Source organism: Flavobacterium limi, from assembly GCF_010645075.1.
Taxonomy (GTDB): Bacteria; Bacteroidota; Bacteroidia; order Flavobacteriales; family Flavobacteriaceae; genus Flavobacterium; species Flavobacterium limi.
In genome coordinates this window covers 194,881-218,948 of record NZ_JAADZV010000003.1, presented here as the reverse complement: position 1 = coordinate 218,948, position 24,068 = coordinate 194,881, and the positions used below count along the sequence as shown (strand labels likewise).

20 protein-coding genes and 1 tRNA gene are annotated in these 24,068 nt (G+C 32.9%); 18 read left to right on the top strand and 3 right to left on the bottom strand.

All coding sequences use genetic code 11. From position 1 onward, the window contains the following. Positions 1 to 219: 219 nt before the first annotated feature. Positions 220 to 290 (top strand) — tRNA-Gln (locus GXM16_RS08065). 140 nt (positions 291 to 430) lie between these two features. Here GXM16_RS08065 and GXM16_RS08060 read toward each other — a convergent pair. After that, positions 431 to 1,150, bottom strand: a complete 720-nt coding sequence (locus GXM16_RS08060; RefSeq protein WP_163393888.1) for a DUF4369 domain-containing protein — start codon at positions 1,148 to 1,150, stop codon at positions 431 to 433. Positions 1,151 to 1,330: 180 nt separating this feature from the next. On the opposite strand from GXM16_RS08060, the gene GXM16_RS08055 reads away from it, so the two are divergent. From GXM16_RS08055 to GXM16_RS08030, 6 genes are all read left to right on the top strand, one after another. After that, entirely contained in the window at positions 1,331 to 2,224 is an 894-nt protein-coding gene (locus GXM16_RS08055) for an EamA family transporter (RefSeq protein WP_163393887.1), read from the top strand. A 75-nt stretch (positions 2,225 to 2,299) separates the two neighbouring features. After that, complete coding sequence (locus tag GXM16_RS08050; protein WP_163393886.1) at positions 2,300 to 2,653, top strand: DoxX family protein; 354 nt, start codon at positions 2,300 to 2,302, stop codon at positions 2,651 to 2,653. Positions 2,654 to 2,890: 237 nt separating this feature from the next. Beyond that, entirely contained in the window at positions 2,891 to 3,169 is a 279-nt protein-coding gene (locus GXM16_RS08045; RefSeq protein WP_007803893.1) for a DUF2805 domain-containing protein, read from the top strand. A gap of 98 nt (positions 3,170 to 3,267) precedes the next feature. Beyond that, positions 3,268 to 5,121, top strand: coding sequence for a M61 family metallopeptidase (locus tag GXM16_RS08040; protein ID WP_163393885.1), 1,854 nt, complete (start codon positions 3,268 to 3,270; stop codon positions 5,119 to 5,121). A gap of 209 nt (positions 5,122 to 5,330) precedes the next feature. Further along, a complete protein-coding gene (locus GXM16_RS08035; RefSeq protein WP_163393884.1) occupies positions 5,331 to 6,338 on the top strand; it encodes a 3-oxoacyl-ACP synthase III family protein in 1,008 nt (335 codons plus the stop codon). 84 nt (positions 6,339 to 6,422) lie between these two features. Next, on the top strand, positions 6,423 to 7,094 hold the full coding sequence (locus GXM16_RS08030; RefSeq protein WP_163393883.1) for a copper homeostasis protein CutC: 672 nt from the start codon (positions 6,423 to 6,425) through the stop codon (positions 7,092 to 7,094). Between the two features lie 97 nt (positions 7,095 to 7,191). Here the strand turns inward: GXM16_RS08030 and GXM16_RS08025 are convergent, their stop codons facing one another. After that, positions 7,192 to 9,603: a TonB-dependent receptor gene (locus GXM16_RS08025; protein ID WP_163393882.1), complete on the bottom strand. Its 2,412-nt coding sequence runs from the start codon at positions 9,601 to 9,603 to the stop codon at positions 7,192 to 7,194. Positions 9,604 to 9,889: 286 nt separating this feature from the next. On the opposite strand from GXM16_RS08025, the gene argS reads away from it, so the two are divergent. Next, a complete protein-coding gene (gene argS / locus GXM16_RS08020; protein WP_163393881.1) occupies positions 9,890 to 11,668 on the top strand; it encodes an arginine--tRNA ligase in 1,779 nt (592 codons plus the stop codon). 88 nt (positions 11,669 to 11,756) lie between these two features. On the opposite strand, the gene GXM16_RS08015 is transcribed toward argS, so the two are convergent. Beyond that, positions 11,757 to 12,659, bottom strand: a complete 903-nt coding sequence (locus tag GXM16_RS08015; RefSeq protein WP_163393880.1) for a DUF6607 family protein — start codon at positions 12,657 to 12,659, stop codon at positions 11,757 to 11,759. A gap of 109 nt (positions 12,660 to 12,768) precedes the next feature. Between GXM16_RS08015 and GXM16_RS08010 the strand changes: the two genes are divergently transcribed. The 10 genes from GXM16_RS08010 to GXM16_RS07965 all read left to right on the top strand — a co-directional run bounded on the left by GXM16_RS08010 (position 12,769) and on the right by GXM16_RS07965 (position 24,003). Beyond that, positions 12,769 to 14,838 (top strand): TonB-dependent receptor plug domain-containing protein, encoded by a 2,070-nt coding sequence (locus GXM16_RS08010; protein WP_163393879.1) that lies wholly within the window; start codon positions 12,769 to 12,771, stop codon positions 14,836 to 14,838. 27 nt (positions 14,839 to 14,865) lie between these two features. After that, entirely contained in the window at positions 14,866 to 15,504 is a 639-nt protein-coding gene (locus GXM16_RS08005) for an HmuY family protein (protein ID WP_163393878.1), read from the top strand. A gap of 227 nt (positions 15,505 to 15,731) precedes the next feature. Next, positions 15,732 to 17,084, top strand: coding sequence for a signal recognition particle protein (gene ffh, locus GXM16_RS08000; RefSeq protein ID WP_163393877.1), 1,353 nt, complete (start codon positions 15,732 to 15,734; stop codon positions 17,082 to 17,084). Positions 17,085 to 17,218: 134 nt separating this feature from the next. Then, a complete protein-coding gene (locus GXM16_RS07995; protein ID WP_163393876.1) occupies positions 17,219 to 18,100 on the top strand; it encodes a bifunctional 5,10-methylenetetrahydrofolate dehydrogenase/5,10-methenyltetrahydrofolate cyclohydrolase in 882 nt (293 codons plus the stop codon). 313 nt (positions 18,101 to 18,413) lie between these two features. Beyond that, a complete protein-coding gene (locus tag GXM16_RS07990) occupies positions 18,414 to 19,028 on the top strand; it encodes a hypothetical protein (RefSeq protein ID WP_163393875.1) in 615 nt (204 codons plus the stop codon). 3 nt (positions 19,029 to 19,031) lie between these two features. After that, positions 19,032 to 19,322: a winged helix-turn-helix domain-containing protein gene (locus GXM16_RS07985; protein WP_163393874.1), complete on the top strand. Its 291-nt coding sequence runs from the start codon at positions 19,032 to 19,034 to the stop codon at positions 19,320 to 19,322. Between the two features lie 58 nt (positions 19,323 to 19,380). Next, complete coding sequence (locus GXM16_RS07980) at positions 19,381 to 20,763, top strand: DUF4153 domain-containing protein (RefSeq protein WP_163393873.1); 1,383 nt, start codon at positions 19,381 to 19,383, stop codon at positions 20,761 to 20,763. A gap of 253 nt (positions 20,764 to 21,016) precedes the next feature. After that, positions 21,017 to 21,493, top strand: a complete 477-nt coding sequence (locus GXM16_RS07975; RefSeq protein ID WP_163393872.1) for a hypothetical protein — start codon at positions 21,017 to 21,019, stop codon at positions 21,491 to 21,493. A 232-nt stretch (positions 21,494 to 21,725) separates the two neighbouring features. Continuing rightward, entirely contained in the window at positions 21,726 to 23,264 is a 1,539-nt protein-coding gene (locus GXM16_RS07970; RefSeq protein ID WP_229684285.1) for a tetratricopeptide repeat-containing sensor histidine kinase, read from the top strand. Then, entirely contained in the window at positions 23,257 to 24,003 is a 747-nt protein-coding gene (locus GXM16_RS07965) for a LytR/AlgR family response regulator transcription factor (RefSeq protein WP_163393870.1), read from the top strand. Before GXM16_RS07970 ends, GXM16_RS07965 begins: the two co-directional genes overlap by 8 nt. The last annotated feature ends 65 nt before the right edge of the window (positions 24,004 to 24,068 follow it).

The following is a 24,068-nucleotide window of genomic DNA, read 5'->3' as shown; positions in this document are numbered from 1 at the left end:
TCTTACAAAGAAAATGTTTTTTTGTGTAAAGAAACGAGCATTAACAAAAAAATCTACAAAAGTATTTGGTAGGAGTAACCTGTTGTTTATGAAATATTTGCAATGATATTGCGGGTTTGAAAGAAAAAAAAAGACAAAAAAAATCATTTTTTTTGTCAAAAAGTTTGCGCAAACTAAAAAAAGCTCTAAATTTGCACTCGCTAAACCGCACTACTTTATTGGTCTATGGTGTAATGGTAACACTACGGTTTTTGGTGCCGTCTTTCTAGGTTCGAGTCCTAGTAGACCAACAAGTAAATAAATCCTGTAAGTTTAATGCTTACAGGATTTTGTTTTTTAAAATAATTTTGAACCGTTTGGCTTGGGTTTTGTGAATTAAGAAAGGCCTGAAAATATTTTCAGGCCTTTCTTAAATTTTTAAGGATTTAATTTATTTCTTTTCTTCTTTTTTAATCTCATTTACATACTTGGTAAGTTTTTTACCGTACATTGAATTTGCCACTTTAGGTGTCATTGATTTTTGAATTGTATCCAGGAATTTAATATTGATATCGTAAATTTCTGCTAAAGCAATATATGGTGCTATTTCGTGATCTTTATTGTTAATTGCAAAATTAGTAGCAAACAAATATTTTCTTTTAATGTTTGAGTCACCTTTTGCCACAATACTGTCAATTGCTTTTTGATCCTGTCTTTTTAATGCTTTGAATTTTGCTTCAATTAATGATAGGTTTTCGTCTTTAAAACGAGAAGCTATTTTTAAGTATTCTTCATATAATTCGTGATTTTTTGAACCCGTAATTTTGGCACCATTGATAAAATTATCAAGATTTGCATCAATGTTTACATTTCCTGGTTCAGCAAAAAACATAATGTTATTATCTAATGAATTGGTTACTCCGCGATCCAGAAATAAATAAAGCATTTCAGGTGATTCCAGTTTTATATTGGTTTCAAAAGCAGAGTTTCCATCAATTTTAATGCTGTCAATAGCTACCAAAGCTGTGTCATTATATCTTTGGATGTATAATTTTCCCTCTTTTAATCCTTTTATATTTCCTGTAAGATGCAAACCGTCTGTTGATTCTTTTTTATCACATGAGACAGCTAATAAGCCAATTGCAATAATTGCAATAATTATTTTTTTCATTGTTTTTTCGATTTGGGTGCAAAATAAAGAATTTTTTTAAATGAAGCAGATTGAAGGTTTAATTTTTCAGAAATAAATGCAGTTGGTTCTTAAAGTTCAAATTTGTCTTTTCCAATTTTTAACATTGAGCTAAAAACTAAGTGTTATCTTTGCAGGCTAATTTTTTTAAATAAAACAAGAATGTCACAAAAAAATGTCCTGAAAGGAGTTTTTCTGGTAGCTTTAGGTGCTACAAGTTATGGGATGCTGGCTACTTTTGTAAAAATGGCTTATACTGAAGGTTTTACTACTGCTGAAGTTACAACAGCCCAATTTATATTAGGAATTTCAGGTATTTTGCTGATTAATGCTTTTCAAAAACTAAAACATAAACATAATGTAGTAAAAGCAACGACAAAAAATATTATTAGTTTAATGCTGGCAGGAACTTCGATGGGAATGACCAGTTTATTTTATTATTTGGCGGTAAAATACATTCCGGTTTCTATCGGTATTGTTTTACTAATGCAAACTGTCTGGATGGGAGTTTTGCTCGAAATGATTTTAGAAAGGAAATTACCTTCACTTCAAAAAATAACAGCTGTTTTTATTGTTCTTGTTGGAACTCTTTTGGCAACCAATATTTTTAATAATGATATTGTATTAGATTGGAGAGGAATTGGCTGGGGTGTTCTCGCTGCAGCATCATTTACTACAACTATGTTTACTGCAAATCGCGTTGCTGTCGAAATTTCTTCCGCGCAACGAAGTTTATACATGCTTTTGGGAGGGGCAGTCATTGTTTTTTCTTTTGCATTGGCTACGCAAAACACACCTTTTAATTTTTCAATTTTTCTAAAATGGGGTATTGTACTTTCTCTTTTCGGAACTATTATTCCTCCAATGCTCATGAATGCAGGTTTCCCATTGACAGGAATTGGTTTAGGAAGCATAGTTTCGGCATTGGAGCTGCCTGTTTCTGTAATGATGGCTTTTGTTTTATTAAACGAAAAAGTAATTTTTTTGCAATGGATTGGAATTATACTTATTATTTTAGCGATCATTATAATGAATATTAAATTTAAAAATGGTTGATTTATTATTTGTAAAAAAGAACATCTTTAGAGGTAAAAGTCTTTGAAATTAAATTAATTCTAAAATCTCGTTATTATGGATTTCTCCTGGCATTTGTATTTAATGGCTTTACTTTATATTGCTGCCGGAATCAATCATTTCAGGTGCCCGAGGATGTATCTTAAAATCATTCCTCCTTATTTTTCAAATCCCGGATTATTAAATACTTTAAGCGGAGCTGCAGAAATAATTTTAGGTATTCTACTTATGCTTCCTTCTTTCAGTCATTTTGCCGCATGGGGAATAATAGCTTTGCTGGTTGCTGTGTTTCCGGCAAATCTCTTTATGTATCAAAATAAAAAGGCAGGTTTTGGCTTGCCAAAATGGATTTTATTGCTACGTATGCCATTACAACTTTTGTTGATTTTGTGGGCATACCAGTATACTTAGATTAATGATCTTGATATAAATATATCTTAACAGGTATAAGGTGTATTTAATTAAGTGAAAAATGAATAATTTATAAAAGAAATATTTCAAAATTCATATGCTGAAAAAAAAAGCTTAAACGAATAAAAAAATATACTCAATCTGATCAACTAATTATTTTTTTTATTAATATTGATACTTAAATTGAAAATCAATCTATTAATCATTAACCCTCTATTTTGAATTAATTTTCACGTGATGAAAAAGAGTAACCGCAAAGAATTGAATTGGGAACAAACTGAAAAGCTTGTTTCGTTGGCATTAGAAGAGAGAAATCCATTCGAGATCATAAAGAAAGAATTTGGATTGTCAGAAAAAGAAGTTCTGGAAATAATGAAAAAGAAAATGCCTCTTGAAAAATTTGAGATGTGGAAAAAGAAGGCAATCGCAAATAAACCAAAACCAAAACCAGTAAAAATAGACGATTTTGATGAAGATTTGGACGGAAAGTATTATATAAAAAATAAATTAGACTAATCAAAAAACTCCTGAATTGCAGGAGTTTTTTTATTTATATCTTTACTGTAACAGTTTTACAATTTGTAAGACTTATATAAAAATAAACTTTAAAATACATGAAAAAAATAATTTGCACATTAGCACTTGCAGTTGCGTTTTGGAGCTGTAAAACGGGGACTTCTAGTGCTGTGAAAAACAACGTTGCTGTTAATATCAATCTTACTGATGTGAAGGATGATAAAGTTTTGGTAACAGTGACAGCACCTGAGATAAAAACAGATGAAGTAATTTACAGTATACCTAAAACTGTTCCCGGAACTTATTCTACAGATAATTACGGAAAGTATTCAGATGGTTTTAAAGCTTTTGATGCTAAAGGAAATGCTTTGACAGTAAAAAGAATCGATGAAAATTCCTGGTCGATTTCGGATGCAAAAAAACTAAAAACAATAACCTATTTGGTTGAAGATACGTTTGATACTGAAAAAGGAACAGGTTTTGGTAATGATGATGTGTTTTCGCCAGCCGGAACAAACATCAATGCCGGAATTAATTTTATGGTTAATACACATGGTTTTGTGGGGTATTTTCAGGATAAATTAGACATCCCTTATAAAGTTACGATCACACATCCTGAAACACTTTGGGGAGCAACTTCAATGACTGATGAAGATGCAAGCAAAACAAGCGATGTTTTTACAACGCCTCGTTACGCTGTTTTGGTTGAGAATCCAATTATGTATTCTAAGCCAGATTATACTACATTTAACGTTAACGGAATGGATATTCTGATTGCGGTTTATTCTCCAACCGGAAAATTTACAGCAGAAAGTATTACGCCGGAAATGAAAACAATGATGACGGCTCAAAAAAACTTTTTAGGAAAAGTAAATGCTACCAAAAAATATACAGTTTTATTGTATTTGTCAAGCATGGCTAAAGATGATGCGCATGGTTTTGGAGCTTTGGAACATCCAACAGCTACTACAGTTGTTTTACCTGAATCAATGCCGAAAGAAAAATTGGTGGAATCTATGAAAGATGTGGTTTCTCACGAATTTTTCCATATCGTAACGCCATTAACCATTCATTCTAAAGAAATTCAGTATTTTGATTATAACGCTCCAAAGATGTCTGAACATTTATGGATGTATGAAGGTGTAACGGAATATTTTGCCAATCTTTTTCAGATTAATCAGGGGTTAATTGATGAAGCTGAATTTTATACTCGTATTGCTGACAAAATTGAACAGGCAAAAAGCTTAAACGATACAATGTCATTTACGGTAATGAGTAAGAATGTATTAGAACAGCCTTATAAAGACCAGTATTTAAATGTATATCAAAAAGGGGCTTTAATCGGAATGTGTATCGATATTATTATCAGGGAAAAAAGTAACGGAGAAAGAGGGATCCTGGATCTGATGCATAAATTATCTGAAGAATATGGAGTTGAAAAACCATTTAATGATAATGAACTTTTTGATAAAATCACAAAATTGACTTATCCTGAAGTTGGGGAATTTTTAAAAACCTATGTTGCCGGAACAACTCCAATTCCATACGATCAATATTTAGCTAAAGTGGGGGTTTCGAAGGCATCTGAGAAAAAAGCCGGTTCAGTTTTCTTAAAGGGTCAGGTCCCATACATAGGAATAGATCCAAACACAAAACAAATAAGTGTGCGTCCGGATATAGAGTTAAATCCGTTTTTTGCTAATTTAGACCTTAAACCCGGAGATATTATTTTGTCTATAAATGCTAAACCATATTCATTAGATAATATTTATGACTTAATTGGCGAAAGCGAAAATTGGAAAGAAAATGATACGATTACGGTTCAGATAAAAAGAGCAGGTGCTGATAAGACCGTAAAAGGGACTGTAAAGTTACCTTATGAGGATAGTGAGACATTTAAGGCAACTGATCCATCAAAAGAAAAACTTAAAAATGCCTGGTTGAAAGGTTAGAAATAAACAATACCAAATGGAAGCCTCTGAAATTATTTTTAGAGGCTTTTTTGTTTTCTTGTCATTTATAAAATTAATTCTTTTAATATCAATTGGATATTTTAAAAGTATATGAAATGTTAATTACGAAAAAAGTAGTAATTTGTACTCTGATATTTTAAAGTATACTTAAATTTGCAGTCCAATTTTTAACAAATAAAAAAAAGAGTATGTATCATTCAAAAATTGCGGGCTTAGGATATTATGTTCCTTCAAATGTGGTGACAAACGATGATTTGTCTAAGATTATGGATACCAATGATGAGTGGATTCAGGAGCGGACCGGAATTCAGGAAAGAAGACATATTATTCGTGGAGAAGATACTACAACTTCTATGGGAGTAAAAGCGGCTAAAATAGCAATTGAACGTTCAGGTGTAGCCAAAGAAGATATTGATTTTGTAGTTTTTGCCACATTAAGTCCGGATTACTATTTTCCTGGTCCCGGAGTTTTAGTGCAGCGTGATTTGGGGTTAAGAACTGTTGGGGCTTTAGATGTCAGAAACCAATGTTCAGGTTTTGTTTATGCAATTTCTGTAGCAGATCAATATATTAAAACCGGAATGTATAAAAATATTTTGGTGATTGGTTCTGAGGTTCATTCAACAGGTTTAGACATGACGACTCGTGGGCGTGGAGTTTCCGTGATTTTTGGAGATGGGGCAGGAGCGGCGGTTTTAAGTCGTGAAGAAGATTTATCCAAAGGAATTTTATCTACACATTTACATTCTGAAGGGCAGCATGCTGAAGAACTGGCTCTGCAGGCACCTGGAATGGGAGCACGTTGGGTGACAGATATTATTGCTGATAATGACCCTAATGATGAAAGTTATTATCCATATATGAATGGACAATTTGTATTTAAAAATGCAGTTGTGCGTTTTGCCGAAGTTATTAATGAAGGTTTAGAAGCAAACGGTTTGAATGTATCGGATATTGACATGCTGATTCCGCATCAGGCGAATTTAAGAATCTCGCAATTCATTCAGAATAAGTTCAAATTATCAGACGATCAGGTTCATAATAATATACAAAAATACGGTAACACTACTGCAGCCTCTATTCCAATCGCTTTAACAGAAGCCTGGGAGCAGGGAAAAATCAAATCAGGAGATACAGTTGTTTTAGCGGCTTTTGGAAGTGGATTCACCTGGGCAAGTGCAATTATCAAATGGTAAATTAAGCCATGAAATTATATAAAACCTGTTTCGTTTTGAAGCAGGTTTTTTTATATTTGGATCTATTGAATTCAAGTTTGTACAATGAAAAAAAATCGACTGGAAATAGCCTGTTTTAATTATGAATCAGCATTGATAGCTCAGGATAATGGTGCTGACCGAATCGAATTGTGCGAAAATATGAGGCTTGGAGGGACAACACCTAATTATGTTTTAACGGTAAGAGTTCGCGAAAAACTTTCGATAAAAATGCATGTTATCATAAGACCAAGAGGTGGAGATTTTTTTTATACCGATGAGGAAATTGTCGAAATGAAACAGGATATAAAACAGTTTAAAAAATTAGGAGTTGATGGTTTTGTATTTGGAATTTTAAACGAAGACGGAAGTGTCAATAAAAAGAAAAATCAGGAATTAGTCAATTTAGCTCATCCGCTTTCCTGCACTTTTCACCGTGCTTTTGATGTGGTTAAAGATGCCGAACAAGCTTTGGAAGATATTATAAATTGTGGTTTTAAAACCATTTTAACTTCCGGACAGGAGATAAATGTTGAAGAGGGGATTTTTAATCTGGAGAAAATTCAAAAATTAGCCAATAACAGAATTGAAATTATGCCCGGTGGAGGATTGCGATCGTCTAATATTAAATTATTACAGGATAGATTAGAAGCTACTTTTTATCATTCGTCAGCTATTACGGATGAAACAGAAACAGCAAATCCTGAAGAAGTAAAAGAAATCCGGAATTTTTTATAAAAGTTAATTCAATAAAAAAGGTCTGAAGCTGGCAAACTTCAGACCTTTTTTTCTACAAGTACTAATTAAAAATATTCAAATAAGATTAAAAACAGGACTAAAACATTCCGCCACCTCCTTTATTGGTGTTATCGTCTCTTTGTTTACGCTGTAAATTTTTGATTTTTCCACCGCCAAAATTATACGTTAATCCTAAATAAACGGTTTGGCTTTCCCATGTAAATTGTCCAGACTGCGGATAAGGATATTTGGTGTCAAAAGCATATTTCATAGTATTGAAAACATCGTTGAAACGCAAGCTAAGGTTCATTTTGTTGTCTAATAGAGTGTAGCGTGAGCCTATATCCATTTTGTACATTTCTTTTCTTTCCTGTTGTATATCTTCAACTGGTCCCCTGAAAAAGCCGAACAATAAAAAACTCAAGCGTTTTGTGGCTTTAAAGTTAGAATTCATTCGGGCATTAAATGCTGTAACCGTAACAGGTCTTTCAGTTGCTTTAATGTTATTAGTAACTGGATCATATTCAAAAACAACTCCTTTTTGGTTTATGCTTGAAAAGTCAACAGATGGCTGAATATCCCACCATTTTGTGATTTTGTAATTTAATGAAACTTCAAATCCGTATGCAGTATTGTGGTCGAAATTGGTATAAGATAAAATTTGTTTATTACCACTTGGATCAGATTCATCCGGGCGTAAGGTTCTGCTAATCTGATCATTGATGCTTCTCACAAAAACACCTGTAGTGAAACTCCCTTTTTCTATGGTCTTAGTATAATTTACTTCAACAGAATTAGTAAACTGAGGTCTCAGTTCCTGATTTCCTAATGAAGTTACTAACGGAGTTGAAAACTCACGAATAGGTTTTGTCTGTTCTAAACTCGGACGGTCCACACGACGACTATAGCTTAGCTGTAAAGTGTTTTTCTCATTTAAGTTATATGTTAAATAAGCTGAAGGATATAAAGTAATATAGTCATCGTCAAATTTTTTAAATCCATTATTCAAATCAGCTTTTACTTTATAGCTTTCAAAACGAGCTCCTAATTGGTAGCTTAACTTTTTAAATTTCTGTCCAAATGTTATGTAAGCAGAATAGATATCTACATCATATGTATAATTGGAAACCTTGATAGGAACTAAAGTATTACTTGTTGAATAGTTATTCTCTGATTTGGTTATTCTCGCTTCAGCTCCCGCTTCAAGAGTGGTTTTTTCGTTTAACGGATTTACATAATCAATGTTAAAAGTGCCTAACTTTCTTTCGTCATTTATAAAATCATTATAAACAATGCTGCTGGATGTATTGTCAGTTTTTGTAGTCTCAGTGTCGAAACTCGCATTTTGAGTTTCTTCTGTGTCGCTGTAATTCCCTTCAAAATCTAAGGTATGTCCCTCTTTTTTAAAGATGTGTTTGTAAGCAAGATTATAAGTTCCGGTTTTGTTAGGACCCTGATATCTTGATTTTTGATACATATTAACAATGTCATCAGATGAATTGATATAATCAATATCAGTGTTTACAAAACCAAGCCCTGTTGCTTTATTTTGAGTTGTATAAAAAGATACAGTGTTGTAGTCATCAATTAAATAATCCATACCCACTTTGTACAAGTATGAATCATCTTCATTGGTTATATCTAAATCCTGAGTGATAGTTTTATCGGTTTTTGTGATAAATCCATCGTTAAAATGGGTTCCAAAGTTATTTCCTGCATTTCCAAAAAAATTCACTTTTCCGGTCTTGTAATTCAAATCTAAAGATTGATTGTATTTTGCGGTTTGTCCGAAGGTAATTCCGCCGCTGTAAGTTCCGTTAAAGCCGGTATTCGCATTTTTGTGTAAAACAATATTGATAATCCCTGACATTCCTTCCGGATTGTATTTAGCACTTGGATTGGTAATCAGTTCGATTTTTTTGATTGAAGTTGACGGAATCTGTTTTAGCAATTGTGCCGGATCAAGATTTGTAGGTCTTCCGTCAATTAATACACGTACATTCTCATTTCCGCGAAGCGAAAGTTTTCCATCCTGATCTACATTTACTGACGGAATATTGTTCATGATGTCAGATGCAGAAGCTCCCGCTGTAGTAAGATCTTTTCCAACATTAATTACTTTTCGGTCGATTTTCTGCTCAATTGTAGAACGTTCCGCTATAATATTTACTCCTTTCAGCTGTGTTGCTTCTTCTTCAAGAGATACATTAACAGTAGCCGATTTTTTATTATCGCTTAAAATTACAGATCCAATGTATTTTCTAAAACCAATGTACTGGATTTCGATAGTATAACTTTTAAGGGCAAGGTTTTTAATTGTGAAATCTCCGTTATCGTCTGTGTTTACACCGGAAACAACTTTTCCGTTGTCTTTGATCGAAACGGTAGCATAAGAAATGGGAGCCTTATTCGATTTTTCAATAATTTTTCCCGAAACTGTCCCCGGATTTTGGGCTTTCGCTGTTCCAATTACACCCAGTAATGCGAACAGAAAGAATTTTAATTTCATAAGTTGTTACTTGATTTTTTTGATTTGATTGATGATGATTGTGTTTATTTTTTTTCAATAAGACCTTTTTATTAACGATTTGTTACAGGAATTTTACAACAAAAAAATAAATTTCTTCAGATAGCCTGTTTTATAACAGATTAGCATTTCGGCTTTTTGATAATTTTAACAATTATAATAAACTGAATTTTGGTAATTTTAAAGGATTGACTGTTATTTAATATGTTTTTCGTTTTCTCTAATTGATGAATAAGCAGTATATTTGCTCACTTTAAAATAAGTTTACATGTCATTATCACAAATTCTTACTCCTTCTATACAAAAAGCTATACAAGCCTTATTTGATGTTACAGTTGATAAAATCGAATTCCAGACTACACGAAAAGAGTTTGAAGGCGATATTACGATGGTACTTTTTCCGTTAGTCAAATTAATGAAAAGCAATCCTGTAGAAATAGGAAGTAAAATTGGAAATTACTTAGTTGAAAATGTTGCTGAAGTAGCCCGTTTTAATGTAGTTTCAGGCTTTTTGAATATTGTGATTTCAGATCGTTATTATCTGGATTTCTTTAATGAAATAAAAGATAATTCCAGATTTGGTTATGTAACTCCAAATCCTGCAGACAAAGCAATAATGGTAGAATATTCTTCGCCAAATACCAATAAACCATTGCACTTAGGGCACGTTCGTAACAACTTATTAGGATACTCTGTAGCTGAAATCTTGAAAGCTTCGGGTAAAAAAGTATATAAAACCCAAATCATCAACGATCGTGGAATTCATATCTGTAAATCAATGCTGGCCTGGGAGAAATTTGGAAACGGTGAAACTCCGGAAAGTTCAAATTTAAAAGGAGATAAATTAGTTGGTAAATATTATGTAGAATTTGATAAAGCTTATAAAGTTGAAATCAATCAATTAAAAGAAGCAGGTAAAACCGAAGAAGAAGCAAAAAAGCAGGCGCCAATTATCGTTGAAGCGCAAGATATGCTGAAGAAATGGGAAGCCGGAGATGAAAAAGTAATTGCACTTTGGAAAAAAATGAACCAATGGGTTTATGACGGTTTTGCTACAACTTACACCAATCTTGGAGTTGATTTTGATAAATATTACTACGAAAGCAATACGTATTTATTAGGAAAAGATGTTGTTCAGGTTGGACTTGACAAAGGTGTTTTTGAAAAAGATCCTGATGGTTCAGTCTGGATTGATTTGACAGATGAAGGTCTGGATCGTAAAATTGTATTACGTTCAGACGGAACAGCGGTTTATATGACACAGGATATCGGAACTGCAATTCAGCGTGTAAAAGATATGCCGGATGTGGGCGGAATGGTTTACACCGTTGGGAACGAACAGGATTACCATTTTAAAGTATTATTTCTAATTCTGAAAAAATTAGGATTTGACTGGGCATCGAGCTTATATCATTTATCATACGGAATGGTTGATTTACCTTCAGGAAAAATGAAAAGCCGTGAAGGAACTGTGGTAGATGCTGATGATTTGATGTATGATATGACTGCAACAGCAAAACAAATTTCTGAAGATTTAGGTAAATTAGACAGCTACTCAGACGAGGACAAAGCGAAATTGTACAAAACAATAGGACTTGGCGCTTTAAAATATTACATCTTAAAAGTAGATCCAAAAAAACGTATTTTGTTTAATCCGGAAGAATCAGTTGATTTTGCCGGAAATACGGGGCCGTTTATTCAATATACATACGCGCGAATTAAATCGATCATCCGTAAATCTGATTTTGATTTCTCTGCAAAAACAGATATTGAAATCATTCACGAAAAAGAAAAAGAACTGCTTAAACAAATCCAGCTTTTCCCGGAAGTAATTCAAAATGCAGCTCAAAATCATAGTCCGGCTTTGATTGCCAATTACACCTATGATTTAGTAAAAGAATACAATTCATTCTACCAATCAGTACATATATTAGGAGAAACAGATTTGACAAAGAAAATATTCAGAGTACAGCTTTCTCAAAAAGTGGCTGAGGTAATTAAATCGGCATTTTCATTATTAGGAATTGAAGTTCCGGAGAGAATGTAAATTTTTCATAATTCAATTTTAAAACAAATAAAAAGAGCCGATAGTCCTAAAACTATCGGCTCTTTTAACAACTAATACAAAACATTTTTTATTTTACGAACTTTTCGATTATCGCATCCGTTTCTGCTTTTGTTGCGGTTGGTTTCAAATCAAACAAAAGAGAGTATAATGCCTTTTTATCTACTTTAGCGGCTAAGTTCAAATCTTTATTTCTTTCAAAAAGGGTTTGCCATTTGTCACGAACATTTTTCCAAAGCGCATTGTTTTCCTTCCACCATTTTTGTCCGGCGATACATTTAATATCCGGAACCTTAGTATAAACGTCCATTCCTTTTTCCTGTGCTAACAATACGTCTTTTCCGCTGTCATCTCTGATCAGTTTGTCATTGTCCTGCTCGTGATTCCAGCCTGTTGCAGTAATTTCATGAATGTTTCTTCTTTTTAAAACATTATAATCATTGCGTTTTGTGTGCTCTCTTCTTGGCAGGGGAGCATCCGTTACGTTTGCCCAGTAATCCTGACCGTCAACGTGTACCCATGTTGCAGTTCCTTCGTATCTTGGACTGTCATCTACCTGATATACTTTTTGAGTCCATTGTCCTTTAACGGCTTTTTTATCTAACTTTTTATACTTCCATGAAGTGTTTTTATCAAATAAATATAAATCGGTGTTTTCGTATAACCAATCCTGTCTCCAGTGTTTAATAATCATATCATCACTTACAATCAGTAAATGCTGCATTACGATTTTGTTTGGAGTATCTTCTACTAATTCTACCCATTCCAAAGCAGATTCATGTTTTGTTTGTGAAGGTTTATAGCTAGCCGAATCTTTTGCGTACTGAAAAGTTTCAGCGAAATTAAACTTCACTTCATAGCATCCGCACATGGATTTGATTGATTTAATGTCTTGCTGCTTTTTGTCCTGGCTAAAACCAAGGTTGCAAGCCAAAGCCATTACGGCTGAAAAATAGAGGCTTTTTGTAATCATAATTACTTTATTATATGGTTTAAAATTTTTTTGGCAAATATATAAACTTTATTTAGAATAAATAAAAATAATTATATATTTGCAGGGTTATTAAGACTGAATAAAAATAATGAAAATAAAATTTACCCTTTTTACTGCTTTATTTGTTTGTCAAATTTCTTTTTCTCAGGAAATACAAAAAAAAGACAGTATTACTTCAAACGAATTGTCCGAAGTTATGGTTACTACAGGAACAAGAACAGAGAGAGTTCTTTCTTCATTGCCATTGCCCATGACAATTATTACATCTGAAGCGATAATAAAATCAGGGGTAACAAGGTTAAATGAAATTTTAAATGAACAGACCGGGATTATTTTGATTCCGGATGAAAGTGGCTTCGAAGGTATTCAGATGCAGGGATTAGATGCGGCTTATACCATGATTTTGATCGATGGTCTTCCTCTTGTCGGGAGAAGTTCAGGAGTTTTGGATCTGTCAAGGATTTCTGTAGGGAATATTGAGAGAATTGAAATTGTGAAAGGTGCGTCATCAGCATTATACGGTTCTGAAGCAATGGGCGGGGTAATTAATGTAATTACAAAAAGACCTAAAAAAGATATGTTTGGAGGAAGTCTTTCTTATCGATATGCAACATTTAATACAAGTGATGCGAATGCTAATTTGCTTTGGAAGAAGAAAAAATTTGCAGCCAATTTGTTTGCTAATTATTATTCAACCGATTGGTTTGATCTGAATAAAAGTACACCACTGCCAAATATGGAAGGTTACTACAACTCTACAATTCAGCCAAAACTATATTATGATTTTTCGGAAGATCTCAAACTAATTGTGAGCAATCGTTTTTTCAATCAGAAAGCAGATAATGCTGCAATGATTGAATCTGAAGAATATAAAGGTGATGCGGAAGAAAACGAATGGAATTCGCAAATCAAATTAGAGCACAAATGGAATCCGAAAATATATTCTGAATATGAATTTTATACTACCAATTATAAAAATGATTCGTTTTTAAAAGATGAAAATAACGTAATTTTTGAAGAAGCATATTATAATCAATGGCTTTTCAGACCCGAAGTAAGAACTACTTTTTCAATAAACGAAGATAAGTTAACAGCGGGAATCGGGTTGAATTATGAAAGTTTAGACAGAACTTATTTTGACCAGAATGTGGATTTTAATTCTCAATATGTTTTTGTGCAATATGATTATAATCCATCAGAAAAATGGAATATCCTTGCCGGATTCAGATATGATAATCATAGTGAATACGCATCGCAGTTAAGTCCTAAATTAGCTGTAAACTATAAAATAAACCCGAATTTTTCTCTAAAAGGATCAGTAGGTTACGGTTATAAAGCACCGGATTTTAGACAATTATTTTTCGATTTTACGAATCCGTCAGTTGGATATACTGTTGTAGGATATAATGTTGCAAAAGCCCGTCTAGACGAATTTGAAGAGCAGGGGCAGCTTTTGTCCAGAGTTTCGGGAATTAGTTTTGACAAACCACTAGAAGCTGAAAGTTCAGTCAATTTTAATTTTGGATCTTTCTATAAAAGGAATAAACTAAGAATGGATATAAATGCTTTCTACAATTCGATAGATAATTTAATTGATACTCAGGTCGTAGCGCAAAAAAATAATAGTCAGAACGTCTTTAGTTATTTTAATATTAATCAAATTTTCACCTACGGGATAGAATATAACTCCACTTATAGTTTTACGAAAGAATTTTCTTTGTCATTAGGATACCAATATTTAATAGCAAAAAACAAAGAAGTGTTAGATAATTTCGAAGACTATCAATACATCCGTAATTCAGAATTACAAACGGTTCAAATTAATAAATCCGACTATTTTGGAGCTTACAATCGATCTAAACATACAGCGAATGTTAAGATTTTATACACTATTCCGAAAATTAAGACAGATATCAATTTGCGTGTTATCTATAGAAGTAAATACGGAATGTTTGATACCAACGGAAATAATATTCTGGATAAATATGACAAGTTTGTGAATGATTATTTTATTACCAACTTATCCATTTCAAATAATATTTCAGATAAGTTAATGCTACAGGTCGGAGCCAATAATTTACTGGACTATACAGACCCGGAACAAATTCCTAACCTTGCCGGAAGACAATTTTTTGCACGAATTCAATATAATTTTTAATCAATATTTATTAAACACTTTTACACCATGAAAACACTATTCTTAAAACTTTCACTATTAGCATTATTTATTTTTACAGCGTCTTGCAGTAGTGATGACGATAAAAATACAACTCCTCCTGCTGTTGTAACCACAAAAGTTTCAAATCTTCCAGCTCCACAAACTGGAGGAGGACAAGCAGGACCAGCTAGTGGTCAATTCACAAAATTTAGTTTTTCTGAAAACAAAATTGTTACTACAGATAAATGGGATATTGCATTTCGTGGTACAGTAATTATAGTGAATGGAGGAACTAAATACAATGCTGCAGATACAGGTGAACCGGCAAGAACAGGATCAGGATCTGTCAGCATTGTCTCTGGAGCATTTGCCAGTGTTACAGCATTTCCAGCTGCTTCTACATTTGCTCAGGATGCGGCTTCAGTTTATGCATTTCCAGCTTCAGGAGCAAATGCGTGGTATGATTATAATGGACAAACTCATGTTATTTCTGCAAAAGCAGGAAAAGTTTTTGTTGTAAAAACGCATGATGGTAAATATGCTAAATTCGAAATCTTAAGTTATTATAAAGATGCTCCTGTAACTCCAGACCCGTTAAAAACTGAAGATACCAGATTTTATACTTTTAATTTCGCTTATCAGGCAAATAGTACTACGACCTTCTAAGAGATTACAATATTTAACTTTTCAATTAGTTAATAACTTGGTTTTTTTATTTTTTTTTTTGATAGAGGTTAGATTTTTTTCTAACCTCTTTTTTTATGAATTTATAATTCGTTTCAATAAATACGATAAGGAAAGATTACGTATTAAAACTTTAAACCTTTGCTTCTCTGAATCTTTGAAACTTTCTAACTTTGTTCTATATTTGCAACTTCAAAAAAAGCAAAATTATGTTTGATAATTTAAGTGATAAGTTAGATAAAGCGTTCCATATATTAAAAGGACACGGGAAAATTACAGAAGTAAACGTTGCCGATACCTTAAAAGAAGTTCGTCGTGCGTTGCTTGATGCCGATGTTAACTTTAAAATTGCAAAAGATTTTACTGCAAGGGTAAAAGAAAAAGCGATCGGTCAGGATGTATTGACTACGCTTCAGCCAGGACAACTATTAGTGAAGCTGGTTAAAGACGAACTTACCGAATTGATGGGAGGAGATGTTGCCGGTGTTAACCTTTCAGGAAATCCGACAGTTATTTTAATGTCCGGACTTCAGGGTTCAGGTAAAACGACTTTCTCAGGAAAATTGGCTAATTTCTTAAAAACAAAGAAAAATAAAAAACCACTTTTAGTAGCATGTGATATCTACCGTCCTGCGGCGATAAACCAGTTGCATGTTGTGGGAGATCAGATAGGTGTTGAGGTGTACTCAGAACCGGAAAATAAAAATCCTGTAGAAATTGCTCAAAACGCAATCAAACATGCCAAAGCAAACGGTTTAAACGTAGTTATTGTCGATACTGCCGGACGTTTAGCTGTAGATCAGGAAATGATGGACGAAATTGCACGTGTACATAAAGCAATTCAGCCTCAGGAAACTTTGTTTGTTGTCGATTCGATGACAGGACAAGATGCTGTAAACACAGCAAAAGCATTCAACGATATCCTGAACTTTGATGGAGTTATCTTAACGAAATTAGATGGTGATACTCGTGGTGGAGCTGCGCTTTCCATTAAATCAATTGTAAACAAACCAATTAAATTTGTTGGTACCGGAGAAAAAATGGAAGCTATTGATGTTTTCTATCCGGAACGTATGGCTGAGCGTATCTTAGGTATGGGTGACGTTGTGTCGCTTGTTGAAAGAGCTCAGGAGCAGTTTGATGAAGAAGAAGCCAGAAAACTTCAAAAGAAAATCGCTAAAAACGAATTCGGTTTTGATGATTTCCTTACGCAGATTCAACAAGTAAAGAAAATGGGTAACATGAAAGACCTTGTCGGAATGATACCAGGTGCTTCAAAAGCCATGAAAGATGTAGAAATTGAAGACGATGCTTTCAAACATATTGAGGCAATTATTCACTCGATGACTCCGGGAGAAAGAAGTAAGCCAGCGATTATCGATGTAAAAAGAAAAGCCAGAATTGCAAAAGGTTCGGGAACTAAGGTTGAACAGGTAAATCAGTTAATGAAGCAGTTCGACCAAATGAGCAAGATGATGAAAATGATGCAGGGACCGGGCGGAAAAAACCTGATGAAGATGATGGGCGGTATGAAAGGTATGCCAGGCGGAATGCCGAGATAAATAAATTAAAAAGTTTCAAGTTTAAGGTTTCAGGTTGTGAAGCTGAAATTTGAAACTTTTTTAATATAAATATTCGAGATTTTCAGTTTAGAAACTTCTCACTTCTAACATAGAACATTTAACTTAAAAAGAAAATGCAAATACTAGACGGTAAAAAAACATCTGAAGACATTAAAAACGAAATTGCAGCCGAAGTTCAATCCATAAAAGCCGCAGGAGGAAAAGTACCTCATTTAGCTGCAGTATTAGTTGGAAATAACGGAGCAAGTTTAACTTACGTAGGAAGTAAAGTAAAATCATGTCAGGAAATCGGGTTTGATTCAACTTTGGTTGCTTTACCAGAAGATATTACCGAAGCAGATTTATTAGCAAAAATTAAAGAGTTAAACGAAGATGACAACCTCGACGGCTATATTGTTCAGTTGCCATTACCAAAACATATTGATGAAGAAAAGATTCTTTTAGCCATTGATCCGGAGAAAGATGTTGATGGTTTTCACCCGACAAACTTTGGAAGAATGGCTTTAGAAATGGAAACATTTATTCCCGCAACTCCTTTCGGAATCATGCAATTATTAGAGCGTTATAAAGTTGAAACTGCAGGAAAACATACTGTTGTTATTGGTAGAAGTCATATCGTAGGCCGCCCAATGAGCATTTTGATGAGCCGCAAAGGAAATCCTGGTGATTCAACAGTGACTTTAACGCACAGCCGTACCAAAAACTTAGCTGAGTTCACTAAAAATGCTGATATTATCATTACGGCTTTAGGTGTTCCGGAATTTTTAAAAGGCGATATGGTGAAAGACGGCGTTGTAATTATAGACGTTGGAATTACCAGAGTTGACGATGCTTCAAACTCAAAAGGATATGTTATTAAAGGTGATGTTGATTTTGATGAAGTAAGCAAAAAAGCGTCCTTTATTACTCCGGTTCCGGGTGGAGTAGGACCAATGACTATTGCAATGTTGCTTCAAAACACACTTTTGGCGAGAAAAATCAGAAGCAGAAAATAATATTTTACAGAATATCAATAATCAAAACCCATTCAGTCGAGTGGGTTTTGTTGTTTTTATACTTTGGGCGTGACCCCATTTGCAAAAGGCGCTAACTCACAAACCGAATATTGTGCGCCTTTTGCAAATGGGGTCGGGCTATCCGCGCTACTTTGGTAGCTGGCTTCTATCCCTCACGCAGCTCCGTGGTAATAAGAAATTCTCTTTTATAGCGTTTCAAAATCTTTCAGGTGTATAAATTGATAAAATAAATAAATTTTTTATTTGCTAATTAAAAATAAAACATAACTTTGCAATACAAAGTACTTTAATTATGAATCAGAAGCACCAGGAAGATTTAGCACATATTCGTTCTATGATGGAACGTTCTTCAAGATTTATATCCTTAAGCGGGCTCTCAGGAGTTTTTGCAGGGTTGTCAGCTCTGATAGGGGGATTATACGTTTATCAGTTATTTAAGGCCAATGGAATGGATTATTTAAATGATGAACACAGGTTATATTCTGTCAGTCTGGTTTCAGAATTATTTTGGATCGCAATTATAATTTTAATCTCTGCATTTGTATTCGGTGCGTTTTTTACCATAAGAAAAAGCCGAAAATACAATTTACCAATCTGGACTTCTGCAACAAAAAAAATGCTGTTTAATCTTGCGGTTCCGCTTGTGACAGGAGGTATATTTTGTCTGGCATTACTTTATCATGGGTATTTTGGCCTGGTGGCGCCGTCTACTTTGATTTTTTACGGACTTGCTGTTATAAATGCCGAGAAATATACTTTTTCAGATATAAAATATTTAGGTTTTTGTGAGTTGATTTTAGGATGTATTTCTCTTTTTTATATTGGATATGGTTTGATTTTTTGGATCATAGGTTTTGGTATTTTGCATATCTTGTACGGACTAATCATGTTCAAAAAATACAAATAACCAATGGGAATCATTGATAAATTAAATAAAGATTTTGAAAGCCGTGTCAGACTGGGTATAATGTCCGTCCTGATGGTGAATGAATGGGTTGATTTTACCGAGATGAAGACTTTATTGAATATTACAGATGGTAATTTGGCAAGTCATTCCTCGGCACTTGAAAAATCGGAATATATTGAAGTAAAAAAAGAATTTGTGGGTAAAAAGCCAAAAACGTCTTATCAGGTTACTCCGCTTGGGCGTGCTGCTTTCAAAGAGCATTTATCGTATCTTGAAAAATTAATGAAATCGTAATAACTATATTTTTTTGTCTAATAACTTTGAAAAACAAAGTACTTTTAAATTTGTAATAATGAAAAAACTACATTTTATCTTAGTCAGCAGTTTAATATTTACGCTGCTTTTTTACAAACAGGAGTTAGGTGTGAATCTGGGTATCTTCGGATTAGCACTAACAGCCTTAATTTGTTATTTCTTTCAGGATCGGTTTACTCACAGGTCACATTTGATTTTGGTCGTTACCTCGATATTGTCTTGTTATGCTTTTGCCTGGTATGGTGATTTTGCTTCATTTTGGGCTCTGGCATTGTCGCTTGTTTTTTTGCAATTCAAAACACAGGAACCCAAGCTGAAGCTTTTACAGGTATTTCCGCTAATATTCGTAAATGGAGTAGCTTCATTAGGACGGATATTCATGTTCAGTCAATATCTTCCAAAAAGAAAAGTAAACAACGGTTTTGCTAAAAAACTAATTGCCTATTTTATCATTCCGGCAGTCTTTTTGGGATTATTTCTAATCGTATATTCTTTCGGAAGCAACTACTTTTCATCCCTGTTTACTGATTATGAATTAGACCTTGATCTCTGGCAGCTTATCATAATTGGCGTTTTAGGATTTTATATCTCATTCAATTTTTGGAATTACTGGATTCCTGAAGTTTGTTATGAAAAAAACAATCTATTGGATAATGATTTTAGCGATGAAACTAAAACTCAAAACGAAAGTTCTTTTTCGTTTCTGGATATTGACTTCGAAAGAAAAAGTGGCGAAATCACTTTAGTACTTTTAAATGTATTGCTGCTGGTTTTTATTGCAACCTATAATTATGAGCAGTTTTTTGAAGCTGTCGAAAAAACAAAGCTAAGTTCAGATATACATGAAAGAGTAAATGCTGTTATTTTCTCAATCCTGATGGCACTTGGAGTAATCTTATTTTACTTTAAAGGAGGTTTTAATTTTGATGCGAAAGCCACAGCGCTTAAAAAATTAGCCAAAGTATGGATTTACCTCAATAGCATTTTGATAGTAAGTGCTATTATCAAAAACTCAGAATACGTTTCTTTTTTCGGATTGACGTACAAACGATTAGGAGTGTATGCGTTTCTGATTTTAATAACGATTGGTTTGGTTTACGCTTTTCTAAAAATAACCAGACAAAAAACAAATGCATACCTTTTTAACCAAATGGTCTGGTATTGCTATGTCTTATTACTCTTGTGCAGTTTTGTCAATTGGGGAAACCTGATTACCAATTACAATATATCAGTTAATAAAGGAGTCGAACCAATATTTTTGAGCGATTTAAATTTTAATGATGAAGCACGAAGAGAATATTTTTTAAAGAATAATTTAGATGGAAAATTAAAAGAAACTAAAAGAGAATACGAGATTCATTCTTATCAGGAAAAATCGTTTTTATCTAAACCATTGTATTATGCTTTTTTTGAAAAATAATAAGTAATAAATTTCTAAAATCCTATTCTATTGCAGAATAGGATTTTTTTTATAAAAAGTCTTTCTTTCAAACCCTGGCTTAATAATTTAACGTCAAAATGCCAATATAATCGTTTAATAACCCTTGAAATAAAAGTTATTAAGAAATACTTTGTTATATTTGACATCTGAAATTTGTAGCTTATGTAAGTTAAATATGCCTTATATTAAGAGGCGAGATATTAATCATTTTCTAACCTAAAAAACTATTACCATGGAAAAAATTACCTCAGAAAAAATTACCTCAGAAAAAATTGACAGAAGAATTCCTCCTGGAGTTTGTATTGTCGATAAATTACCAAGTGAGCCAGTTGGTTCAATATCATTTCCTGATAACAGATCTAAAGCGCTTTTGCCTCCTATTGTAGATGCTCGTTTTAAAAATAATAAGAAAAAATTAGTTATAAGGGCTGTGGTTTTTATTGCAAAAGGTGACAATACACTAAATTTTAGTATTTATCAAAATTGCTATGTCGATATTGATGGAGTTCCCCAATTGCAATTTTTTGTAGCTTATGATATGATAGAGTATGAAGGCATTAATTTCGATATGTATGAAGTTACCTTTGATGCGGATCCAATTCCATTTGTGGATCACTTTTCTCAAATAAAAACGATTGAAACTTTTCTTTGGGACACAGACCCTATCACTTCAAGAGGAACGGTTACGATTGTTCAAGATGGTAATTAAATGGAATTTAGTAGTGTCATTTACATAAAATTTAATGGTTAAAATTAAGCATTTTCTTTTTTTAATTATAATTAGCTTTCCTTTTCTTCTTTTTTCACAATTAAAATTTGACAGTAAATTATTTAGTTCTGAAATTAAAAAGAAAGCAAAAGAGTTCAATGAAGAATTCAACTTTAATAAAGCTCAATATTTTTTTTTAGAAAATAATTGGGATTCTACTTTAGTGTACTCAATGAAACAATTAAGTTCTGAAAATAAGGAATTAAATGATTACTGTCATTATTTTAGGGCTACAAGTTTTAATAATAAAAAACTTTTTAAGGAAGCCAAAAAAGAGTTTAATCTAATTTCATCTAAATTTAAATTTAAATATAAAGCTAAATTAGCTTTGGGTGAAATTGCTTTAAAACAAAATGAGTTTAGAAAGGGGCTGAAATATTTTAAAGAAATTGAAAATCTTCCTAATTCATCAATATATGATTTAAAAAAAAGTACTGTTTTTCATAATATAGGATTGTGTTATTTGCATCTCAAAAAAATTGATGAAGCAGAAAAATATTTATTTAAAGCATCGAAGTTACAAGAATTAGAAAAAGATACATTAATGCTTATAGGCTCTTACACGGATATTGCCAATTTGTATTATGAACAATATAAAGATGCTCAAGCAATCCCATATTTTGAAAAAGCATATAATCTTTCGAGAAAAGTAAAATCATTTGAACTAAAACAAAATGCCACTTTAAACATGGCAGTAGTAGAAGAGAACAGAAAAAACTTTCCTTTAGCCTTAACCTATAGAAAAGAATACGAAGCCTGGAAAGACTCACTAAACGATCAAAACAAAGTCTGGGCAATTGCAGATCTCGAAAAGAAATTTGCCATCAAGCAAAAACAAAAAGAAGTTGACGTGCTTGCAGCAGAAAATAAAGCAAAAAAAGCCGAAAGAAATGTATTTTTCATTTCTTCGGTTTTATTGTTTGTCATGTTTGGGGCCGGGGTTTATTTTTACAGACAGAAAGCTAAAAACAACAAAATAATCTTAGCCCAGAAAAATCAGCTGGATGAACTGAACGCTACCAAAGACAAATTATTCTCTATAGTAAGTCATGATTTACGTTCTTCGGTAAATGCACTGAAAACCAGTAATGGTAAATTAATGGAGAATCTGAAGCATAAAAATTATTCAGAACTCGATGTTTTGCTTCATAAAAACAGCTCCATTGCCAGCGGAGCGTATAATTTATTAGACAATTTGCTTAACTGGGCTTTATTACAAACCCAACAGGCCTATTTTTATCGGGAATCCTTACATCTTGCCACGATTGTACAGCATGTAGAATTCAATTACAAACCATTAATGTTTAACAAAAACATCAATTTTAGAAATGATGTTGTTGCAGCAGATCATGTATTTGCTGATCTTGATTCGCTTAAAATAATAATCAGGAATTTTTTAGACAATGCTATTAAATTCTCTAAAGAAAACGGAACGATTTCAATCTATACGCGTCCTTCATCAGAAGAGTTTTGTTATTTAGTGATTGAAGATACCGGATTAGGAATGAAAGAATCCACAAGGAAAGAATTATTAAAAGAAACTATTTTGCTTTCTAAAAAGCAAAACGATGATATAATAGGAACAGGATTAGGAATGCAGTTATGTAAAAGCCTGATTCGAAAAAATGAAGGAAAACTCGATATAGAGAGTGAAGAAAATGTTGGAACCAGGATTATCATAGCATTACCAAAGTTTAAAAACCATGGATAATATAAATGTACTCATTGTAGAAGATACACCTGCCGAAAGCGATGCGCTTGTAGAAGTGCTTTCAGAAAATAATTACAATATTGTTGGTGTAGCCCGGACTCACCAGGAGGCGCTGACATTATTTTACCAAAATACAATAGATATCGTGGTAATTGATGTTTTTTTAGATGGAAAACCGGACGGAATTACCTTTGCCGAAACTATCAATATAGTGCCAGACGGGCAAAAACCATTTGTTTTTCTGACCAGCTCTAAGGATCGTCAGATTTTTGAGAGAGCTAAACTGACAAAACCTTTTAGTTTTTTAATGAAACCATTCAATGAACTTGAAATTTTATATGCCCTTGAAATGGCAGTTGAAAAGTTTTACGAGCAGACAAATGTTTTTCACAGCGAAGATCAAAATACGGTCATAAGCAGAGATTCGCTTTTTATAAAAAAAAATAAAGTTTTAAAGAAAGTTCAAATCAAGGATATTTTGTACATAGAAGTTGAAGATCGTTACTGTAATATCATTACTGACGCTGAAAAATTTGTTATTTTAATATCCTTAACTAAAATTATTCAGTTGCTGGATCCAGCTAAGTTTTGCCAAACGCACCGTAATTATATAGTCAACCTCAGTAAGATTCAACAAATAAACGTAAATGATAATTTGATCATTTTAAAAGGGAACCATAAAGTTACCTTGAGCGATAAGTACAAAGACTTCGTAAAAAACTTTCGTATTTTAAAATAAGATAGCAGCTTTTAAGAATATTTAAAACTAAAAATCCTTCAGATTTCTGAAGGATTTGTTTATGA